A 15,928-nucleotide genomic window follows, 5' to 3' on the forward strand; every position below is an offset into this window, starting at 1 on the left:
AATTTACAGTCGTCTCCCCCGCTTCGCCAGCCCGTTCCGAGCGCATGCCACAGCAAAGCGCCCTTTTTGAATCGGACGGAGCAGGAGCCGGAGCGAAATGGCCGGGCTTCCCAAGGCCTTGCAGCGCTGAACCGACCTCAGGTACGCCAGCGCAACCGCTCGGGAGTAAGCTCATTGGTGAAGGCAGCGCCCTCCCGGCGTGCTGCGGCATAGTCGCGCTTCAGGCGGAAATACCATTGCGCCAGCCGGTCGGCCTGCCCGAGCAGCAGCATGGTCGGCTTGCGCTCCAGCCCTTGCTGGGCGAGTTCGAGGATGCGCTGATCCTGACGCAGGAAGGCATGCGCCGCCAGCCTGATCACCGGCGCGAGCGGCATGAGCTGAGGCAGGTCCGACAGCAGCACATTGGTCAGCAGCGTCCGGCGCGCATCGATCGGCGTGGCGAAGGTCGCGTTGACGATGGCACGCTCGCCCATGCGGATGCGCTCGATCCGCTGGCCGGGCAGCAGGAAGTCGACCTCCGTCTGCGGCCGCCCGAGCAGGCGGTAGCCACGGGAATTCGCCGCCGCCTTGTGCGCCTTCATCCGGAAACCGAAGGGCAGCGGCTCGAAATCCTTGATCTTCTCCCGCGCCGTCGCGGTCGGCCGCCACCACCAGGAATTATGGACATAGCCAACATGGCCGGGGTCGATCAGGCTGAGCACGCTGAGATCATAGGAGGCCTCGACCAGCACCGAGACGGCGATGCGGCAGCGCGTCTTGCCCGCGAGCGTCAGGGCCGGCACCGGCGGCGCAAGCTCCGGCCGCGTGCCGGGATAGAGCCAGATGATGCCGTCGCTCTCGCGGATCGGAAACTCACCGACCTTGACCTGGCCGGGATCGGTGACGTCGCCATCGACCAGCGTCGGCATCGCCCGGCAGCGGCCATCGGCCCCGAAGCGCCAGCCATGGAAGGGACAGGTGATCGCGACGCCGTCGAACCGCCCCTCGGATAGAGGCGCGCCGCGATGCGGACAACGATCGCGCAAGGCGAAGAGCTCGCCGAGCTTGGTGCGGCCGATCACGATCTGCTCGCCGAGAACGGCCACGCTCGCCATCGCGCCCGTCGCCAGGCTGCCGGTGCTTTTGACGCAGTACCAGGCCTCCCGGGGCGGCTCGCGGAACTCGCTGGCCGGAGGCGCCTCGGCGCTGCCCGATGCGTCTTCGGCGATCGTCGAACGGCTCATCGCGGCTCCTGGCTCACCTGCCCGCCATCAGGCGGAATGCGGTGGCCGGAAGACATCGCCCGCCGGTTGCCAGAGCATTGCCGCGCAGGCGGACGGGGTAGCCGGAGCCCAAACGCCAAGAAGCCCGGCCGAGGCCGGGCTTCTTGAAATTCTCAGGTGATCAGCTGCGGCCGGGCGAAGCCGGCCGCGCCAAAATCACTTGGCCGGGGTCGGGACGGCCTTGGCGACGATGCCCTCGAACGGCTTGTAGGCGTCCTTGGCGATCGCGGCATAGAGCTCGCCGATCTTGGTGACCTGGGCGACATAGCCCTCGAAAGCGGTCTTGACGTAGTCCGACTGAATCTCGATGGCCTTGTCGAGCGTCTTCACGCCGGCAAGCTTCTCGATCGTGGCCGTGCCGGCCTCGAACGACTTCTTGGCGTAGTCGGTGGCCTCGACGGCCAGAGCCTGCACGCCCTTCGAGGTGGCGCCGAAAGCCTTCAGAGCGGCGTCGACGTTCTCTTTGGAAGCCTTCTGGATGGTCTCGAACTGCTGGATCATGGTGTCCCTTTCGGCGCTTACGCGCCGCCTCTGCTGACGAGCCGGAATGGCCCGGGTTTCGTACCCCTTGGTCAGATGAAAAGGTCCATCACCGGGGCGCTTCCTGATATTGTGCACCGCAACATAAAAGTCAAGCTCGCGCTGCAATGCACCAAACGCAGAGCCGCCCGGCGTGCACCGGAGACGGTTTGCAACCTGACCGCCATGTGTGACGGCCGTACGAAACGGCCATGCGAAAGCTGTCCGGCGCTTAACCGCTCCGTAACCGCATCCGCCTAACCTCTGCATCTGTGTCCTTCGCGCCACGCTGCAAAGCCTGCGACGGACGGGTGGGTGAAGTTGAGGCGAGTTGCATGGCTTCTGGTTGCGTTGGATCCCGACGCGGGCGCTGGCTTGCGTTCATCGGGGTGGTGAGTGCTGCTGCCGTCGTGCTGACAGCGACGGTCTCCCCGGCCGAGGCGGCGCGCAAGAAGCGGCGCCATGTCTCGGGCGGCTATGCCCCGCCTTACGCGGCGATGGTGGTCGACGTGAAGAGCGGCCGCACCTTGCACGCCGTCAACGAGGATGCACCGCGCATCCCGGCCTCGCTCACCAAGGTGATGACGCTCTACATGCTCTTCGAGCAGATGGAGCGCGGCCGCTTCACCATGAATTCCGAACTCAAGGTCTCGGCCTATGCCGCCTCGCAGCCGCCGACCAAGCTCGGCCTGCGCGCCGGCTCGACCATCGAGGTCGAGGATGCGATCAAGAGCATGATCACTCTCTCGGCCAACGACTCCTCCGTCGTGGTCGCCGAGAACATCGCCGGTTCCGAAGAGGCCTTCGCCGAGCAGATGACGCGCAAGGCGCGCTCGCTCGGCATGGACTCGACCCGCTTCTACAATCCGCACGGCCTGCCGAACTCACCGCCGAACATCACCACGGCGCGCGACCTCACCATCCTGGCCCGGGCGATCCAGGAGCGCTTCCCGCGCTATTTCCCGCTCTTTCAGATGCGCTCCTTCCAGTACGGTTCGCGCACCATACGCGGGCATAACCGCCTGCTCGGCAAGATCGAGGGCGTCGACGGCATCAAGACCGGCTACACCCGCGCCTCCGGCTTCAACCTGATGACCTCGGCCAAGTCGGAAGGCCGCCAGATCGTCTCGATCGTGCTCGGCGGCCGCTCCGGCGCCTCGCGCGACAAGATCATGTCCGATCTCGTCCTCGCCAGCCTGCCGCGCGCCAGCGCCGGCGGCCGCAGCGCCCCGATGATCGCCGAGGCCTCCGAGCCGCAGCAGGAGCGCTTCCGCGCCCCAGCCCCGGCGCCGGCTCCCGAGCCGCCGGCTCGCCCGGCGCTCGTCGCCCAGGCGCCCGAGCCCGCTCCGGCCCCTGCGCCGATCCCGGTGCCGCGTCCGCGCGCCGAGCCAGAGGTTCCGGCCGCCGCCCGCGCCTATGCCGCGACGACGACGACCGCCCAGATGCCGCCGCCGCGCGCCCTCAGCGGCAGCGCCCAGGCGCTCGCCCTCTCCAATATGCGCCCGGTCGCCGCGACCACGACGCCGTCGGCGATGCGCTGGTCGATCGGCGCGGCCCCGGCTGAAGGCAAGGTCCTGCGTCCGCCGGCGAATGTCGACACCACCTCCTCGATCGCCAAGGTCGCCGAAGCGGCGGTCAAGGACGAGATCCAGCCCATGCCGAAGAAGGTCGAGGCTCGCCTGCCCGAGCCGACTCCCGCTCCGGTCAAGGTGGCGCATGTCGCCAAGGCGCCTGAAGCCAAGCCGGCCGAGAAGACCTCGATCGCCTCGAAATGGGTGATCCAGCTCGGCGCCACCGACGACGAAGCCAAGGCCAAGGACATCCTCAGCCGCGCCCGCGCCAAGGCCTCGGGCTCGCTCGCCGACGCCTCGCCCTTCACCGAGAAGGTCGAGAAGGGCGGCGCCACCCTGTTCCGCGCCCGCTTCGCCGGCTTCGAGGAGTCCAAGGACGCCGAGAAGGCCTGCGCCCAGCTCAAGCGCGGCGGCTTCTCCTGCTTCGCCACCCGCGGCTGATCGATCCGGGAAGGAGATCAACCATGCTTTTTCAGCAAGGTATCCTTGGCCTGGTTGACACGAGCGGCAAGCCCGCTGGTGCCGCCGGCATCCGGATGGATGCGCTTCATCAGGCTCCGATGGGCCTCACGGATCGCCTCCTGGCCCGCCCCCGGCTGAAGCCCCAGGATCTCGTAGGCCTCCTCGTCCGACATCGCGCCCGTGCGCGCCGGGCCGCGCTGCCCCGCGTCGCGGTGACGATCAGCGTCTTCACGCCATCCGGGCGCCCGGCGGTCGAGATATGCCTCTAGCAGGCGCGCACCGTCGGGATCGCCGGCGAGGCATTCGCGCAAGAGCGCACTGAGTTCGGCGGGGTTGAGGTCGTCGAGATCGCGCCCGGCATAGGCGCCGGCCAGGACCTTGCCCCTGATGCCGCCGCTGTCATGGTCGAGCTCCATCTCCAGCAGGCTCGATGCGACCTTCGAGCGTCCGGCCGAGCCGGTGCCGCCCCAGTCCCGTGCCCATTCCGGCATCTTGAGGCCGCCAGGCCCATAGGCGCTCCAGCCAAGCAGCCAGGCGCCGAGACCGCCGAGGAAGATCGCCATATCGGGTCGCCCGCGCAGCATCAGCAGCGCCGCGACGCCGAGCGAAGCGACGCCGCCGATGACCTTGCCGACCCTGACCAGCTTTTTCGGGTCGGCGCCGGCGAAGAGCTTCGCCAGCCACCAGATCAGGATCAGCACAGCGATGCCGTAGAGCAGGCTCACGATCTGCGGCCCTCCATCGCCGTAAGCAGCCTTTGCGCCGCTGCATTCTGCCCTGCGAGCTTCAACAGCGCCTCGCGCCCGCCGCTGGCATAGGCCGCGGCGCCGCGCAGCAGGTCGAGCAGGGAATTCGGCGCATTGACGTCGAAGCGAGCATGGGCACCGCCGGTCAGCCGCGCGATCTCGGCGAAGGCGGCGCTGGCATCCGGATCGGCCCCTTCCTGGAACAGGAAGCCCTTGACGCCGCGCAGGCCGAGCTCGCCGGCGAGCGCACAAAGCCGGTCGAGATCCTCCTCCATCGCGTCGCCGACATAGACGAAGGCGCGGATCGGCACCTGCCGTTCCTCGTCGCGGACATGCTTGAGCACGCGGCCGATCTGCGTCTGGCCGCCGCGGCAATCGATCCTGTTCATCAGCCCGGTCAGGCGCTGCGGCTCGCCGAGCCAGCCCGAAGCGCGGCATTCGTCGAAGCCGCGGAAATAGACGAGCTGGACGGCGAGCCCGCCGGTCTTCGCCGCGACCTCGAACATCTGGCCCTGCAGCGAACAGGCGAGATCCCATGTCGGCTGCCGGCTCATCGTCGCATCGAGCGCGAAGACGAGCCGCCCGGCCTGCCCGGTCGCGAGCGGCGCGAGCTGCTTCGCCGCCGCGACGAAGCGATCGATCTCGCCGGGCTTGGAGCGCGCAGCATTCTCGGCTGGGCGCGTTTCGCCCGCCTTGTCCACTGCCTTGCCGTCTTCGCGCGTCATGCTGTTCGCCGGGATTCGCTCATGCCGAAGATATTGGCCGCGCCGCCAGCATTTGCTACCCGTCCCCCGAGCTCAGGGAGAAGCGCTATGTCGCAGGTCGCGGTGTTCGAGACGGTCAAGGCGATGCGCGAGGCCGTCGCAGCCTGGCATGCTGCAGGCGAGAAGGTCGCGCTGGTGCCGACCATGGGCGCGTTGCACGAGGGCCATATCGCCCTGGTGACCGAGGCGCAGAAGCATGCCCGCCGCGTCATCGTCTCGATCTTCGTCAACCCGACGCAGTTCGCGCCGCACGAGGACTTCAAGAAGTACCCGCGCACCTTCGACAGCGACCGCGCCCAGCTGGAGGCCGTCGATGCCGATGCGATCTATTTTCCCGCGGTCGAGGAGATGTACCCGCCGGGCTTCGCCAGCCGCGTGCTGCTGCTCGGCCCGGCTGCCGTCAGCCTGGAGGATCGCTTCCGCCCGACGCATTTCGAAGGCGTCGCAACGGTTTGCTGCAAGCTGTTCACGCAGAGCAAGGCCGACTTCGCCATCTTCGGCGAGAAGGACTACCAGCAGCTCAAGGTGGTGACGCGCATGGCCCGCGATCTCGATCTCGGTATCGAGATCGTGCCGCTCGCGACCTTCCGCGAGGCTGACGGCCTCGCCATGTCCTCGCGCAACCGCTACCTCTCGGCCGAGGAGCGCGGACTGGCTCCGACGCTGCATAAGGTGATGCAGGCCCTCGCCGCCCGCATCCGCAACGACGATCCGCTCTTCCAGGCGGTCGCCGATGCGCAGAACGAGATCATCACCGCCGGCTTCGAGCTCGATTACCTCGAAGCCCGCCATGCCGACACGCTGGCGCCGGTGACCTCGCGCGCCGACGGCCCGATCCGGCTGCTGATCGCGGCACGCATCGGCGGGACCAGGCTGATCGACAATATCGGGGTGTGAGGCAAGCCGGCCCCGATAAGCTCGCATGCAAGGCGCTCGTCCAATAGAGTGCCTTCGCTCTCCCGCCGCACGACACAAGCAGGAGACCTCCTATTGACGCTGGGAGACAACCGGACTACCCCGGCTCCCGCAGCCGCCGCAACGGCGCTGCCGTAGGCGTTACCGTCATCCAACGCGTCCTTGGTCGAGAAGGTCCCAGCAGGGAGATCTCGATGCACAAGGCGCCACGGTATGCCCCCACTCACCTGCTTTGCGGCCGCAAGCCCGCTTGAGACGACTACTCCGGACAGGCTTTCGCCTGCCGCGAGGCCACGCCGTCTTCAGCGGGCCACCTGCCGTCAGCGTTCCAAAGGCCGCCGTGGCCGTCCTTCCCCGGAACCTGATGAAGGCAGCAACGCATGAAGACGATTGGCAACACCATCCTTGTCACCGGCGGCACCAGCGGCATCGGCCGCGCGCTCGCCGAGACATTTCACGACCGCGGCAACCGCGTTATCGTCGCCGGACGAAGGCAGGCCCTGCTCGACGAGATCACGGCGGACCGCCCCGGCATGATCGGGGTCGTGCTCGATCTCGACGATCCCTGCGACGTGTCCCGTTTCGGCAATGACATTCGAGAGCGCTTTCCCGAACTGAACGTGCTGATCGCCAATGCCGGCATCTCGCGCAGCGAGGACATGATGAGCGACAGCTGGGACATCGCCGATGCGGAGGCGATCGTGTCGACCAATATTCTGGGTGTGCTGCGGGTTACAGCGACACTGCTGCCGCTCCTGAGAGGCCAGCTGAACGCGACGATCCTCGCGACCAGCTCCACGTTAGCCTTCGTCCCGCACGCCGACTTCCCGACCTATTGCGCCAGCAAGGCTTTCCTGCATTCCTGGCTGCAGTCGCTGCGTCATCAGCTCCGCAAGGTTCCCGTAGAGGTACTGGAACTCTCTCCGCCGTACGTCCAGACCGAACTCACCGGCGCCCAGCAGGCCGCCGATCCCCGCGCCATGCCTCTCGCAGCCTATGTCGCCGAGGTGATGGAACTGCTCGAACGGGCCGATCATCCCCGCGGCGAGTTGCTGCTCGAGCGTGACCATGCCCGGCGCTGGGCCGAGCGGGACGGCCGCTATGAGACGATCTTCGCAGCCCTCAATCCGGGCTGAGCTTCCGGCAGGCCAATAGCAGGAAGAAACCGCCGCAGAGACGCCTCAGGGCGATCTGCGGTGGCCGCTCCCGGAAATCTCATGATGCTCGGGCTACAGCAGCCCCAGTTCCGCCAGCTCGCGCCGCATCTGCTCGGGCATGACGCCGAGATCGCCGCTGCGGCCGTCGATATCGCGCGGCGCGTCCTTGTCCTGCAGATAGCGCCAGCCCTGGAACGGCCGGAACGGCCGCGGCTCGACCGGCACCACCACCGGCTCCATCACGAGGTGGCAGCGGCCGATGCCCTCGCCATCGGTGAAGGGGCGGATGTCGATCAGGCGCTGGCGGGCCGAGACCTGGCCCTTGATCACCCAGTAGAGCGAGCCGCCGTTGACGATCTCCTCGATCCGCTTCGGCACCATGCGGGTGGTGTGGAGTTGCTCCGCCGGCTCGCCGCGGGCACGCCGCAGCGCCTGGCGCTCGGCGATCCACTCTTCGAGATCGCTGATCGATTCGGCGCCGACGCAGAGCTTGAGGATATGGAGCGGCATGGCGGGCAACCTAATCCTCGCCGACGCGCCTCGCCAGAGCCCGCGGCCTTTCTCCACAACCGCGCCGCGCCGGGGTGGCCCGCAGCAGCGCGGCCATGACGGCGCCGCGCTCGCAGGCTACTAAGGCTGCCGACCCGAACGGAGGCACGACATGCGCGGACTGCAAGGCAAGGCCATTCTCGTCACCGGCTCCTCGACCGGCATTGGCTACGCCATGGCCGAACGCCTGATCGCAGAGGGCGCCAAGGTCTTGATCCATGGCCGCGAGCAGAACGAGGTCGACACCGCCTGCCGCAAGCTCGGCCCTGCGACCGCCGGCGCGATCGGCGATCTCGCCGAGCCGGCAACGGCCCAGGCGCTGGTCGACACGACGCGAAAAGCCTTTGGCCGCATCGATGGGCTCGTCAACAATGCCGGGATCTATCCGCGCGGCGTGCTCGGTGAGACCACGGCCGCCTTCTTCGACCACATGATCGCGATCAACACCCGCGCGCCGCTACTTTGCGCCGAGGCCGCGATCCGCGCCTTCCGTCTGCAGAAGTCGGGCGGCGCGATCCTCACCGTCGGCTCGATCAACGCCTGGTGCGGCAATTCCAACCTCACCGTCTACTCGATGTCGAAGGGCGCGCTGATGACGATGACGCGCAACCTCGCCAACACGCTCGGGCGCGAGCATATCCGGGTCAACCAGCTCAATGTCGGCTGGACCTTCACCGCGAATGAGGATGCGACCCAGCAGCGCGAGGGCAAGAAGCCCGGCTGGGAGAAGGAGGTGCCGCTCGAATTCGCGCCCTTCGGCCAGATCATGCAGCCGGCCGAGATCGCCGCCCACACCGCCTTCTGGCTGTCGGAGGAGAGCGGCCATGTCTCCGGCCAGATCTACGAGGTCGAGCAATACCCGCTGATGGGCCGCGGCCGGGCCGCCGATTGACCTCCGACGTCATTGCGAGGAGCGCAGCGACGAAGCAATCGATAGCCGCCCGCGTAATCCCCTGGATTGCTTCGCTTGTGCTCGCAATGACGGAACAGACGACCGACGATGCCGACCAATGTCTTTTCGCCCTGGCTGACCCGCTGGACCCTCGAACCGGCCGGCGAGCCGATCAAGACCCATGCCAGCCAGTTGCTGCCCGTCCTGCACGCCGGCCAGCCGGCCATGCTGAAGCTGCCTGAGGTCGAGGACGAGCGGCAGGGTTACCTGCCGCTCGAATACTGGAACGGCGACGGCGCCGCCCGACTGCTCGCCCGCGGCGACAATGGCGAGGCGATGCTGATCGAGCGCGCCACCGGCACGCGTTCGCTCGCCGCCATGGCCCGCAGCGGCGCGGCGGGTGATGACGAGGCGACCGTCATCCTCTGCGACGCCATCGCCGCCTTGCAGAAGCCGCGCGGGCCAGCGCCGTCCGGCCTGATCCCGCTTGAGACCTGGTTCAAGGATCTATTCCCAATGGCGCAGGAGCGTGGCGGCATCCTCGCCCGCGCAGCCGCCGCGGCGAACGAGCTTCTGCCGGCGCAGCGCGAGATCGTGCCGCTGCATGCCGACCTGCACCACGACAACGTCCTCGATTTCGAGGCGAAGGGCTGGCTCGCCATCGACCCGAAATCGGTGATCGGCGATCGCGCCTTCGAATACACCATCCTGTTCTGCGATCCCGACCTCGCCGATCCCGAGCCGCCGGTCGCGGTCTTGCCTGGCCGTTTCGAGAGGCGACTGGAGATCGCGCTGGCGAAATCGGGGCTGGAGCGCGAGCGCCTGCTCAAATGGGTCCTGGCCTGGTGCGGGCTCTCGGCCGCCTGGTTCCTCGGCGACGAGGATCCACTCGCCGAGATCAACCTCGCCGTCGCGGAGCGGGCGATCGTCGCGCTCGATGCACTTTAGCTCTGCATCCAGGCGCTGAACCGATCCGGCAGGACGTTCGCCCCGCAGATCACGGTGGCGACGCGCTTGCCGCGATAGCGCTCCGGGTCTTCCAACATCGCCGCGATGCCGAGCGCGGCGGACGGCTCGGTGACGAGGGCGGCATGCCGATAGAGCAGCCGCATGCCCTCGACGATGCTGGTTTCCTCGACCAGCGGAACATGATCGGCGATGGCGAGCAGATCGTTCAGCACCTCCGGGATCGGAAACCGTCCGGCGACACCGTCGGCAATGGTGTCGGTACTCTCAGTGGTCACGACCGATCGGGCGCGCCAGGACAGCGCTAGAGCCGGCGCGCCTTTCGGCTGGATGCAGACGATCTCGGTCGCCGGCGACAGGGCCTTGAAGACATGGCCGACGCCGGTGGCCAAAGCGCCGCCGCCGAGCGCGAGCAGGACGACATCGATGTGATCGAAGCCCTCGACGAGTTCGAGCCCGATCGTCGCCGCCCCCTCGCAGGTGTCGAGGTTCTCGCTGTCCTCGATCAGGAAGGCCTCGCCACGTGCCGCGATCTCCCGCGCCCGCTCACGGGCAGTCTCGATATCGCCGTCGACCAGCTCAACCCTCCCGCCCAGCCGGCGAATACGCTCGATCTTGCCGGGATTGGCGCCCTTCCCCGCGATCACCGTGACGCCGATGCCGCGCGCCCGGCCGCTATAGGCGAGCGCCTGGCCGAGATTGCCGGCGCTGGCGCAGACCGCGGCCTTCTGGACGGAGCTTCGAGCGAGCCGCGCCATCGCGACCTCGGTGCCGCGGCCCTTGAAGCAGCCGATCGGGTTCGCGGTCTCAAGCTTGATGACGAGCTCACAGCCAAGCAGCGCGCCGAGCGTGGGCGATGGAAACTGCGGCGTGTCGCGAAACAGCGGCGCGATCTCGTCCTGCGCCTGCCGGATGCGGTCGAGATCGAGCCTGGTGTTTGGCTGCATGGGACAAGCCTTCGGCAGGATGGTAGGAGCGATGCGTGCGCTTTAACGCACAAGACATTTGTGCGCAATAACGCACGATACGGAGACGCCTGCCATGAAGCCCGTCGGCCCGGTCGAGACGCCGAAGCTGCTCAAGTCGATCAGGAGCGATCGCGGCTGGAGTCTTGATCAGACGGCGGCCCGCACCGGGGTCAGCAAGGCGATGCTCGGCCAGATCGAGCGCGGTGAATCCGCGCCGACGATCGCGACGCTCTGGAAGATCGCCACGGGCCTGGGCGTTCCCATGACCGCGTTGCTGGAAGTCGATGGCGGGAGCGACGATGTCCTGCTCCTGCGAGACGCCGCCGAACTACGCGTGCGCCCTTCGCGGGAAGGCATGCAGCGGGCTCTCGTCTTTCCCTACGAGGCGCGGTTCGGCTTCGAGCTCTATGAGCTCACTTTCGCGCCCGGCTTCGAGAGTATCTCCGAGCCGCACGACATCGGCGTCGTCGAGCACATTACCGTCCAGCACGGCGAGGTCGAATTGCTAATCGAGGAGAAGTGGCGGCCGCTCAGGCAGGGCCAGTCGCTGCGTTTTCCCGCCGACCGCCGGCACGGCTATCGCAACCGGACTGCTGACGAAGCGGTGGTCATGGACATCATCCACTACCGCTTCACGCCGAGCCCTAAGCCCTGAGCCTTTTCGAGAACAAGCCAAGCCCGGCCTCCAGCGTCGCAGCCGGTTCACTCCCCGAGCACGACCACCTTCGCACCCTCGGCCACCTGCGCGCCCGGCTCGGCCCCAAGTTCGGTGACGGTGCCGTCGCGCGGGGCGGTCAGGACGTGTTCCATCTTCATCGCTTCGACGATGGCGAGGCGCTGGCCCTTCACGACCGCCTCGCCCGCCTTGACGAAGAGCGCGATCAGCTTGCCGTGCATCGGCGCCTTGATCACGCCGCCAGCGCCGGCGACTGCATTGAGATCGACGCTGAACGGGTCGAACAGCGCCACGGAGGTCTGCCGGCCGCGATGCAGCGCGAGATAGGTCCCGGCCTCGGCCCTGGCCAACGTCACCTCGTGCTCGCCCTCAGGCAGCGGATGGCCCGGCAGCGAGACGCGGGCATCGTCGCCGTTCCATTCGATCCTGGCCTCGATCCGCTCGCCATCGACCAGCAGCGGCAGGCCCAGCGCCGGGCGTGGCATGATCGAGAAGGCGTCGGCATCGAGCCAGGGCGACTTGGCTTCGTCGCCAGTCCGCTCGACGGCGAGGTCGAGCAGCGCCACCTGGCGCTCTTCCTCCAGTTGCAGCGCCGCCGCCGCGACCGCCGCCGCATCGAGCGGCTGCGGCTCGGCCCCGAGCGCGGTGATGTTGCGCTCGATGAAGCCGGTGTCGAACGGCCCCTTCCGGAAGCCCTCCGCCTCGGCGAGCTTCTTCAGGAAGGCGAGATTGGTGCGAGGGCCGGCGACGATGGTCTCGCCGAGCGCGAAGGCGAGATGGTCGAGCGCCTCGTCGCGCGTGCGGCCATGCGCGATCACCTTGGCGATCATCGGGTCGTAGAACGGCGAGACGGAATCGCCGGCCTCGACGCCGGTGTCGATGCGAATGTCCTCGCTCTGCGGGAACTGCAGCGCCCAGAGCTTGCCGGTCGAGGGCAGGAAGCCCTTCTCCGGATCCTCGGCATAAAGCCGCGCCTCGACGGCATGGCCCTCGGCCCGCACGTCCTCCTGGCTGAAGCCGAGCGGCTCGCCGGCCGCGACCTTGAGCTGGAGCTCGACGAGGTCGAGCCCGGTGATCGCCTCGGTGACGGGATGCTCGACCTGGAGGCGGGTGTTCATCTCCATGAAATAGAAGCGGTCAGCCCTGAGGCCGTCGCGCCCGTCGGCGATGAACTCGACCGTGCCGGCGCCGACATAGCCGACCGCCTTGGCGGCTTCCGTCGCCGCCTTGCCCATGGCGGCGCGCACCTCCGGCGTCATGCCCGGCGCCGGAGCCTCCTCGATCACCTTCTGGTGGCGGCGCTGCAGCGAGCAGTCGCGCTCATAGAGGTGGACGACATTGCCATGGCTGTCGCCGAAGACCTGGATTTCGACATGGCGCGGCGAGAGCACGTACTTCTCGACCAGCACGCGCGCATCGCCGAAGGCGTTCTTGCCCTCACGCTGGGCGCTGGAAAGCGCGTCAGCGAAATCCTCGGGCCGGTCGACCTTCTTCATGCCCTTGCCGCCGCCGCCGGCGACCGCCTTGATCAGCACGGGATAGCCGATGCGCTCGGCCTCCTTGGCGAGGAAGCCGACGTCCTGCTCGGCGCCGTGATAGCCCGGCACGACCGGGACATTGGCCTTCTCGACCAGCGCCTTGGCGGCGTCCTTCAGGCCCATGGCGCTGATGGCGGAGGCCGGCGGGCCGACGAAGACGATACCGGCAGCCGCGCAGGCCTCGGCGAACTCGACATTCTCGGAGAGGAAGCCGTAGCCCGGATGGATGCAGGCCGCGCCCGCTTCCTTCGCCACTGCGAGGATCTTCTGCGCATCGAGATAGCTCTCGCGCGCCGGCGCCGGGCCGATCCGATAGGCCTCGTCCGCCATCTCGACGAACAGCGCCTCGGCATCGGCGTCGGAATAGACGGCGATGGTGCGCAGGCCGAGCCGCTTGGCGGTGCGGATCACCCGGCAAGCGATCTCGCCGCGATTGGCGATCAGGATGGAAGGCAGTTTGGCGGCAATCGACATGGGGGCATCCTCGAACCGATACTCCCGTTATAGCCCAGCCGAAGCCCTTGTCTGCGCCTTGTTGCGCAAGTGGCGGATGGGCACAGCGCCTCAAAAGGCGCGTCATGCTCGGGCTTGACCCGAGCATCTCAGGACCGAAAGGCGCTGACTGAGCCTTCTCGTCATGAGGTTCTCGGGTCTGCGCTTCGCTCCGCCCGAGAATGACGGCTGGCTTTCACCGCCTCAATCCAGCAGTCGCAACCGCCGCCCAAGCTTCAACGTCGCCGTGGTGCCGACGATCAGCCCGAGCGCAAACACCCAACCCGAGACCGCGCCGGCCGAGATGCCCGAGAGCAGCGTGCCGACCGTGCAGCCGAGCCCGAACACCGTGCCCCAGCCGAGCAGCACACCGCCGAGCAGCCCGCGCAGCACATGCCCGCCATTCGGCCGCTTTGGCTTGAACTCGCCCGCTGCCAGCGCCGCGGCGAAGGCAGCCGCGACCAGCCCGGCAACGAAGAGGCCGTTCGGCGTCAGCAGCGCATCGCGGATCAGGGTGGCGCAGCCCCGGAAGCTGTCGAGCCCTTCCAGCCGCGCCGGCAGCCAGTCGAACTGGGTCGCCAGCTGGCGCGAGCGCGAGCCGAGCTCGGCAGTGACGCCGAGCGGCGACAGGCGCAGATAGGCGGCGACACCGATCAGTCCGACGAACAGCCCGCCGAGCCAGGCCGGCCAGCGCCGCAGGAAGATCGCAGCGATGGGATCGACCTGCGCCTTGTCCGAAGTGCCGTGCTCGCTCGGCCGGCCAACCCGCAGTAGCCACCAGGCGGCCGCGCCGAGCACGGCGAGCCCCGCCAGCAGCGCGCCGCCATAGCCAAGCTGGTGCGGCAGCCACAGCACGGGCGATTCCGAGATCGTCAGGAGATAGAGCTCGTTCCAGCTCAGGAAGCCGAGGATGAAGCCGAGGCCAGCGCCGATCAGCGCGAAAGGCGAGGTCGGCGAGCCCTCGCCCAGCCGATAGAGATGGGCGCTGATGCAGGAGCCGGAGATCGCCATGCCGGCGCCAAAGGCGAGCCCCGCCAGCAGCAGCGCCGGGCCGACCGGGCCGATATGCGCCGTCGGCGGCAAGCGCGTGCCGGTGGGATCGGGCAGCCAGGCGCCATAGATCAGGGTGTAGCCGGCGAGCCCGACCGCCAGCGCCGTGAGGATGCCGAGCAGCCCGCGCGGATCGCGCCGGTCGAGCCAGTCCTTCCAGATACAGAAGAAGCAGAAGCGCGCCCGTTGCAGCACGAAGCCGAAGGCAGCGCCGAGGGTTAGCGAGAGCTGGAGCTGCGGCGCCGGATCGCCATGGCGCCGGACGAGGTAGATCGAGACTGCGATCGCAACGGCGACCAAAGCCGCCGCGATGTAGCGCAAGGGCGGCAGCCTGATCGGCTCCGCCCCCGCCTGCCGGCGCGCCAGCTCATAGTCCAGCGCGCCGCTATCGTCGGAGATGCTCATCCGACCTTACTTGCCGCCCCAGACCGTGCCGGCCGGATTGCTGATCGGCAGGCCGACGACATTGCCGTACTCGGTCCAGGAGCCGTCATAGTTGGCGGCCTGATAGCCGAGCACGCGCGAGAGGATGAACCAGGTGTGGCTTGAGCGCTCGCCGATGCGGCAGGAGGTGATCACCGGCTTGGAGCCGTCGATCCCGACCTCGGCATAGAGCTTCTTCAGCTCCTCCGGCGACTTCAGCGTGCCGTCGGCCTGGTTGACCGCCCGCGCCCACGGCACGTTGACCGAGCCCGGGATATGGCCGGCGCGCAGCGCCAGCTCATGGAAGCCAGCCGGGGCGATGATCTTGCCGGAGAACTCGTCCGGCGAGCGGATGTCGAGCACGCGCGCCTCGGACGTCTTCTCGACGGTGGCGACGACGTCGGTGAGGCGAGCGCGCAGCGCCTTGTTGGGCGCGCCGGCGGTGAAACTGGAGGCCTTGACCGGCACCGGATTGGTCGCGACCGGGCGCTTCTCCAGCTCCCATTTCTTGCGGCCGCCATCGAGCAGCTTCACATTGTCCCGCAGGCCGTAGATGTCGAACACCCAGGCGCCCCAGGCGGCAAACCAGTTGTTGTTGTCGCCGTAGAGGACGACGGTCACGTCCTTGTCGACGCCGAGCTTGCGGGCTAGCGCCTGGAACTTCTCCGGGCCGGCGATATCGCGCGAGACCGTCTCGACCAGATCGGTATGCCAGGCGACGTTCTGCGCGCCGGGGATGTGACCGCGCTCATAGATGCCGGGCTCGACGCTGACCTCGACGATCCGGACCTTGGGATCGCTGAGGTTCTTCTCCAGCCATTCGGTCGAGACCAGCGGGCCGGTCTGGGCCAGCGCCGCGCCGCCGAGCACGAGGCTCGCAGCCAGTGCGGCCACGCCGTGGCGGATGAGGGAGAGAACGGACATTATGGCGCTCCTTGGCGCCGAAAGAGCCGCGATATCGGCCCGTTTCGGCATGAA

At 68.0% G+C, this 15,928-nt stretch carries 15 protein-coding genes; 6 read left to right on the plus strand and 9 right to left on the minus strand.

The annotated features are described in order from the left end of the window. Positions 1-137: 137 nt before the first annotated feature. Both AC3WLC_RS18305 and AC3WLC_RS18310 read right to left on the minus strand, forming a co-directional pair. A complete protein-coding gene (locus AC3WLC_RS18305; protein ID WP_493685319.1) occupies positions 138-1,223 on the minus strand; it encodes a Rieske 2Fe-2S domain-containing protein in 1,086 nt (361 codons plus the stop codon). A 195-nt stretch (positions 1,224-1,418) separates the two neighbouring features. Then, complete coding sequence (locus AC3WLC_RS18310; RefSeq protein WP_152013764.1) at positions 1,419-1,763, minus strand: phasin family protein; 345 nt, start codon at positions 1,761-1,763, stop codon at positions 1,419-1,421. A gap of 353 nt (positions 1,764-2,116) precedes the next feature. On the opposite strand from AC3WLC_RS18310, the gene AC3WLC_RS18315 reads away from it, so the two are divergent. Next, entirely contained in the window at positions 2,117-3,793 is a 1,677-nt protein-coding gene (locus AC3WLC_RS18315) for an SPOR domain-containing protein (RefSeq protein ID WP_493685320.1), read from the plus strand. A gap of 17 nt (positions 3,794-3,810) precedes the next feature. Here AC3WLC_RS18315 and AC3WLC_RS18320 read toward each other — a convergent pair whose 3' ends face one another. Together AC3WLC_RS18320 and AC3WLC_RS18325 are read right to left on the minus strand one after the other, a co-directional pair. Further along, positions 3,811-4,539, minus strand: coding sequence for a DnaJ domain-containing protein (locus tag AC3WLC_RS18320; RefSeq protein ID WP_493685321.1), 729 nt, complete (start codon positions 4,537-4,539; stop codon positions 3,811-3,813). Then, on the minus strand, positions 4,536-5,285 hold the full coding sequence (locus tag AC3WLC_RS18325) for a VWA domain-containing protein (RefSeq protein ID WP_493685322.1): 750 nt from the start codon (positions 5,283-5,285) through the stop codon (positions 4,536-4,538). The genes AC3WLC_RS18320 and AC3WLC_RS18325 overlap by 4 nt, the downstream gene beginning before the upstream one ends. An 87-nt stretch (positions 5,286-5,372) precedes the next feature. Here AC3WLC_RS18325 and panC point away from each other — a divergent pair, with 87 nt between their 5' ends. Next, on the plus strand, positions 5,373-6,221 hold the full coding sequence (gene panC, locus AC3WLC_RS18330) for a pantoate--beta-alanine ligase (RefSeq protein WP_493685323.1): 849 nt from the start codon (positions 5,373-5,375) through the stop codon (positions 6,219-6,221). A 398-nt stretch (positions 6,222-6,619) separates the two neighbouring features. Continuing rightward, positions 6,620-7,375 (plus strand): SDR family oxidoreductase, encoded by a 756-nt coding sequence (locus AC3WLC_RS18335; RefSeq protein WP_493685324.1) that lies wholly within the window; start codon positions 6,620-6,622, stop codon positions 7,373-7,375. Positions 7,376-7,468: 93 nt separating this feature from the next. Here the strand turns inward: AC3WLC_RS18335 and AC3WLC_RS18340 are convergent, their stop codons facing one another. Then, positions 7,469-7,906: a DUF1489 family protein gene (locus tag AC3WLC_RS18340; protein WP_493685325.1), complete on the minus strand. Its 438-nt coding sequence runs from the start codon at positions 7,904-7,906 to the stop codon at positions 7,469-7,471. A 151-nt stretch (positions 7,907-8,057) separates the two neighbouring features. Between AC3WLC_RS18340 and AC3WLC_RS18345 the strand changes: the two genes are divergently transcribed. Beyond that, positions 8,058-8,837, plus strand: coding sequence for an SDR family NAD(P)-dependent oxidoreductase (locus AC3WLC_RS18345; protein WP_493685326.1), 780 nt, complete (start codon positions 8,058-8,060; stop codon positions 8,835-8,837). Positions 8,838-8,945: 108 nt separating this feature from the next. Beyond that, the gene (locus AC3WLC_RS18350; protein WP_493685327.1) at positions 8,946-9,785 is read left to right on the plus strand and encodes an aminoglycoside phosphotransferase family protein; all 840 of its coding nucleotides are present in this window, start codon (positions 8,946-8,948) and stop codon (positions 9,783-9,785) included. On the opposite strand, the gene AC3WLC_RS18355 is transcribed toward AC3WLC_RS18350, so the two are convergent. Beyond that, positions 9,782-10,750 carry a threonine ammonia-lyase gene (locus AC3WLC_RS18355; RefSeq protein ID WP_493685328.1) on the minus strand — a complete coding sequence of 323 codons (969 nt, stop codon included), beginning with the start codon at positions 10,748-10,750 and terminating at the stop codon, positions 9,782-9,784. The two genes, AC3WLC_RS18350 and AC3WLC_RS18355, sit on opposite strands and share 4 nt — an antisense overlap. Positions 10,751-10,844: 94 nt before the next feature. On the opposite strand from AC3WLC_RS18355, the gene AC3WLC_RS18360 reads away from it, so the two are divergent. Further along, a complete protein-coding gene (locus tag AC3WLC_RS18360) occupies positions 10,845-11,426 on the plus strand; it encodes a helix-turn-helix domain-containing protein (RefSeq protein WP_493685329.1) in 582 nt (193 codons plus the stop codon). Positions 11,427-11,473: 47 nt separating this feature from the next. Here AC3WLC_RS18360 and AC3WLC_RS18365 read toward each other — a convergent pair whose 3' ends face one another. The 3 genes from AC3WLC_RS18365 to AC3WLC_RS18375 form a co-directional block, all read right to left on the minus strand. Continuing rightward, a complete protein-coding gene (locus AC3WLC_RS18365; protein ID WP_493685330.1) occupies positions 11,474-13,459 on the minus strand; it encodes an acetyl/propionyl/methylcrotonyl-CoA carboxylase subunit alpha in 1,986 nt (661 codons plus the stop codon). Positions 13,460-13,681: 222 nt separating this feature from the next. Beyond that, a complete protein-coding gene (locus AC3WLC_RS18370) occupies positions 13,682-14,932 on the minus strand; it encodes a YeeE/YedE family protein (RefSeq protein WP_493685331.1) in 1,251 nt (416 codons plus the stop codon). 6 nt (positions 14,933-14,938) lie between these two features. Beyond that, positions 14,939-15,874 carry a sulfurtransferase gene (locus tag AC3WLC_RS18375; protein ID WP_493685332.1) on the minus strand — a complete coding sequence of 312 codons (936 nt, stop codon included), beginning with the start codon at positions 15,872-15,874 and terminating at the stop codon, positions 14,939-14,941. Positions 15,875-15,928: the final 54 nt, after the last annotated feature.

The organism is Allobosea sp. GW821-FHT03A12 (genome assembly GCF_058986765.1).

Excerpts from the sequence above, each read along its gene's own strand:
- AC3WLC_RS18305 (WP_493685319.1), bottom strand. The coding sequence starts at position 1,223 with ATGAGCCGTTCGACGATCGCCGAAGACGCATCGGGCAGCGCCGAGGCG.
- AC3WLC_RS18310 (WP_152013764.1), bottom strand. The coding sequence starts at position 1,763 with ATGATCCAGCAGTTCGAGACCATCCAGAAGGCTTCCAAAGAGAACGTC.
- AC3WLC_RS18315 (WP_493685320.1), top strand. The coding sequence starts at position 2,117 with ATGGCTTCTGGTTGCGTTGGATCCCGACGCGGGCGCTGGCTTGCGTTC.
- AC3WLC_RS18325 (WP_493685322.1), bottom strand. The coding sequence starts at position 5,285 with ATGACGCGCGAAGACGGCAAGGCAGTGGACAAGGCGGGCGAAACGCGC.
- panC (WP_493685323.1), top strand. The coding sequence starts at position 5,373 with ATGTCGCAGGTCGCGGTGTTCGAGACGGTCAAGGCGATGCGCGAGGCC.
- AC3WLC_RS18335 (WP_493685324.1), top strand. The coding sequence starts at position 6,620 with ATGAAGACGATTGGCAACACCATCCTTGTCACCGGCGGCACCAGCGGC.
- AC3WLC_RS18340 (WP_493685325.1), bottom strand. The coding sequence starts at position 7,906 with ATGCCGCTCCATATCCTCAAGCTCTGCGTCGGCGCCGAATCGATCAGC.
- AC3WLC_RS18345 (WP_493685326.1), top strand. The coding sequence starts at position 8,058 with ATGCGCGGACTGCAAGGCAAGGCCATTCTCGTCACCGGCTCCTCGACC.
- AC3WLC_RS18350 (WP_493685327.1), top strand. The coding sequence starts at position 8,946 with ATGCCGACCAATGTCTTTTCGCCCTGGCTGACCCGCTGGACCCTCGAA.
- AC3WLC_RS18355 (WP_493685328.1), bottom strand. The coding sequence starts at position 10,750 with ATGCAGCCAAACACCAGGCTCGATCTCGACCGCATCCGGCAGGCGCAG.
- AC3WLC_RS18360 (WP_493685329.1), top strand. The coding sequence starts at position 10,845 with ATGAAGCCCGTCGGCCCGGTCGAGACGCCGAAGCTGCTCAAGTCGATC.
- AC3WLC_RS18365 (WP_493685330.1), bottom strand. The coding sequence starts at position 13,459 with ATGTCGATTGCCGCCAAACTGCCTTCCATCCTGATCGCCAATCGCGGC.
- AC3WLC_RS18370 (WP_493685331.1), bottom strand. The coding sequence starts at position 14,932 with ATGAGCATCTCCGACGATAGCGGCGCGCTGGACTATGAGCTGGCGCGC.
- AC3WLC_RS18375 (WP_493685332.1), bottom strand. The coding sequence starts at position 15,874 with ATGTCCGTTCTCTCCCTCATCCGCCACGGCGTGGCCGCACTGGCTGCG.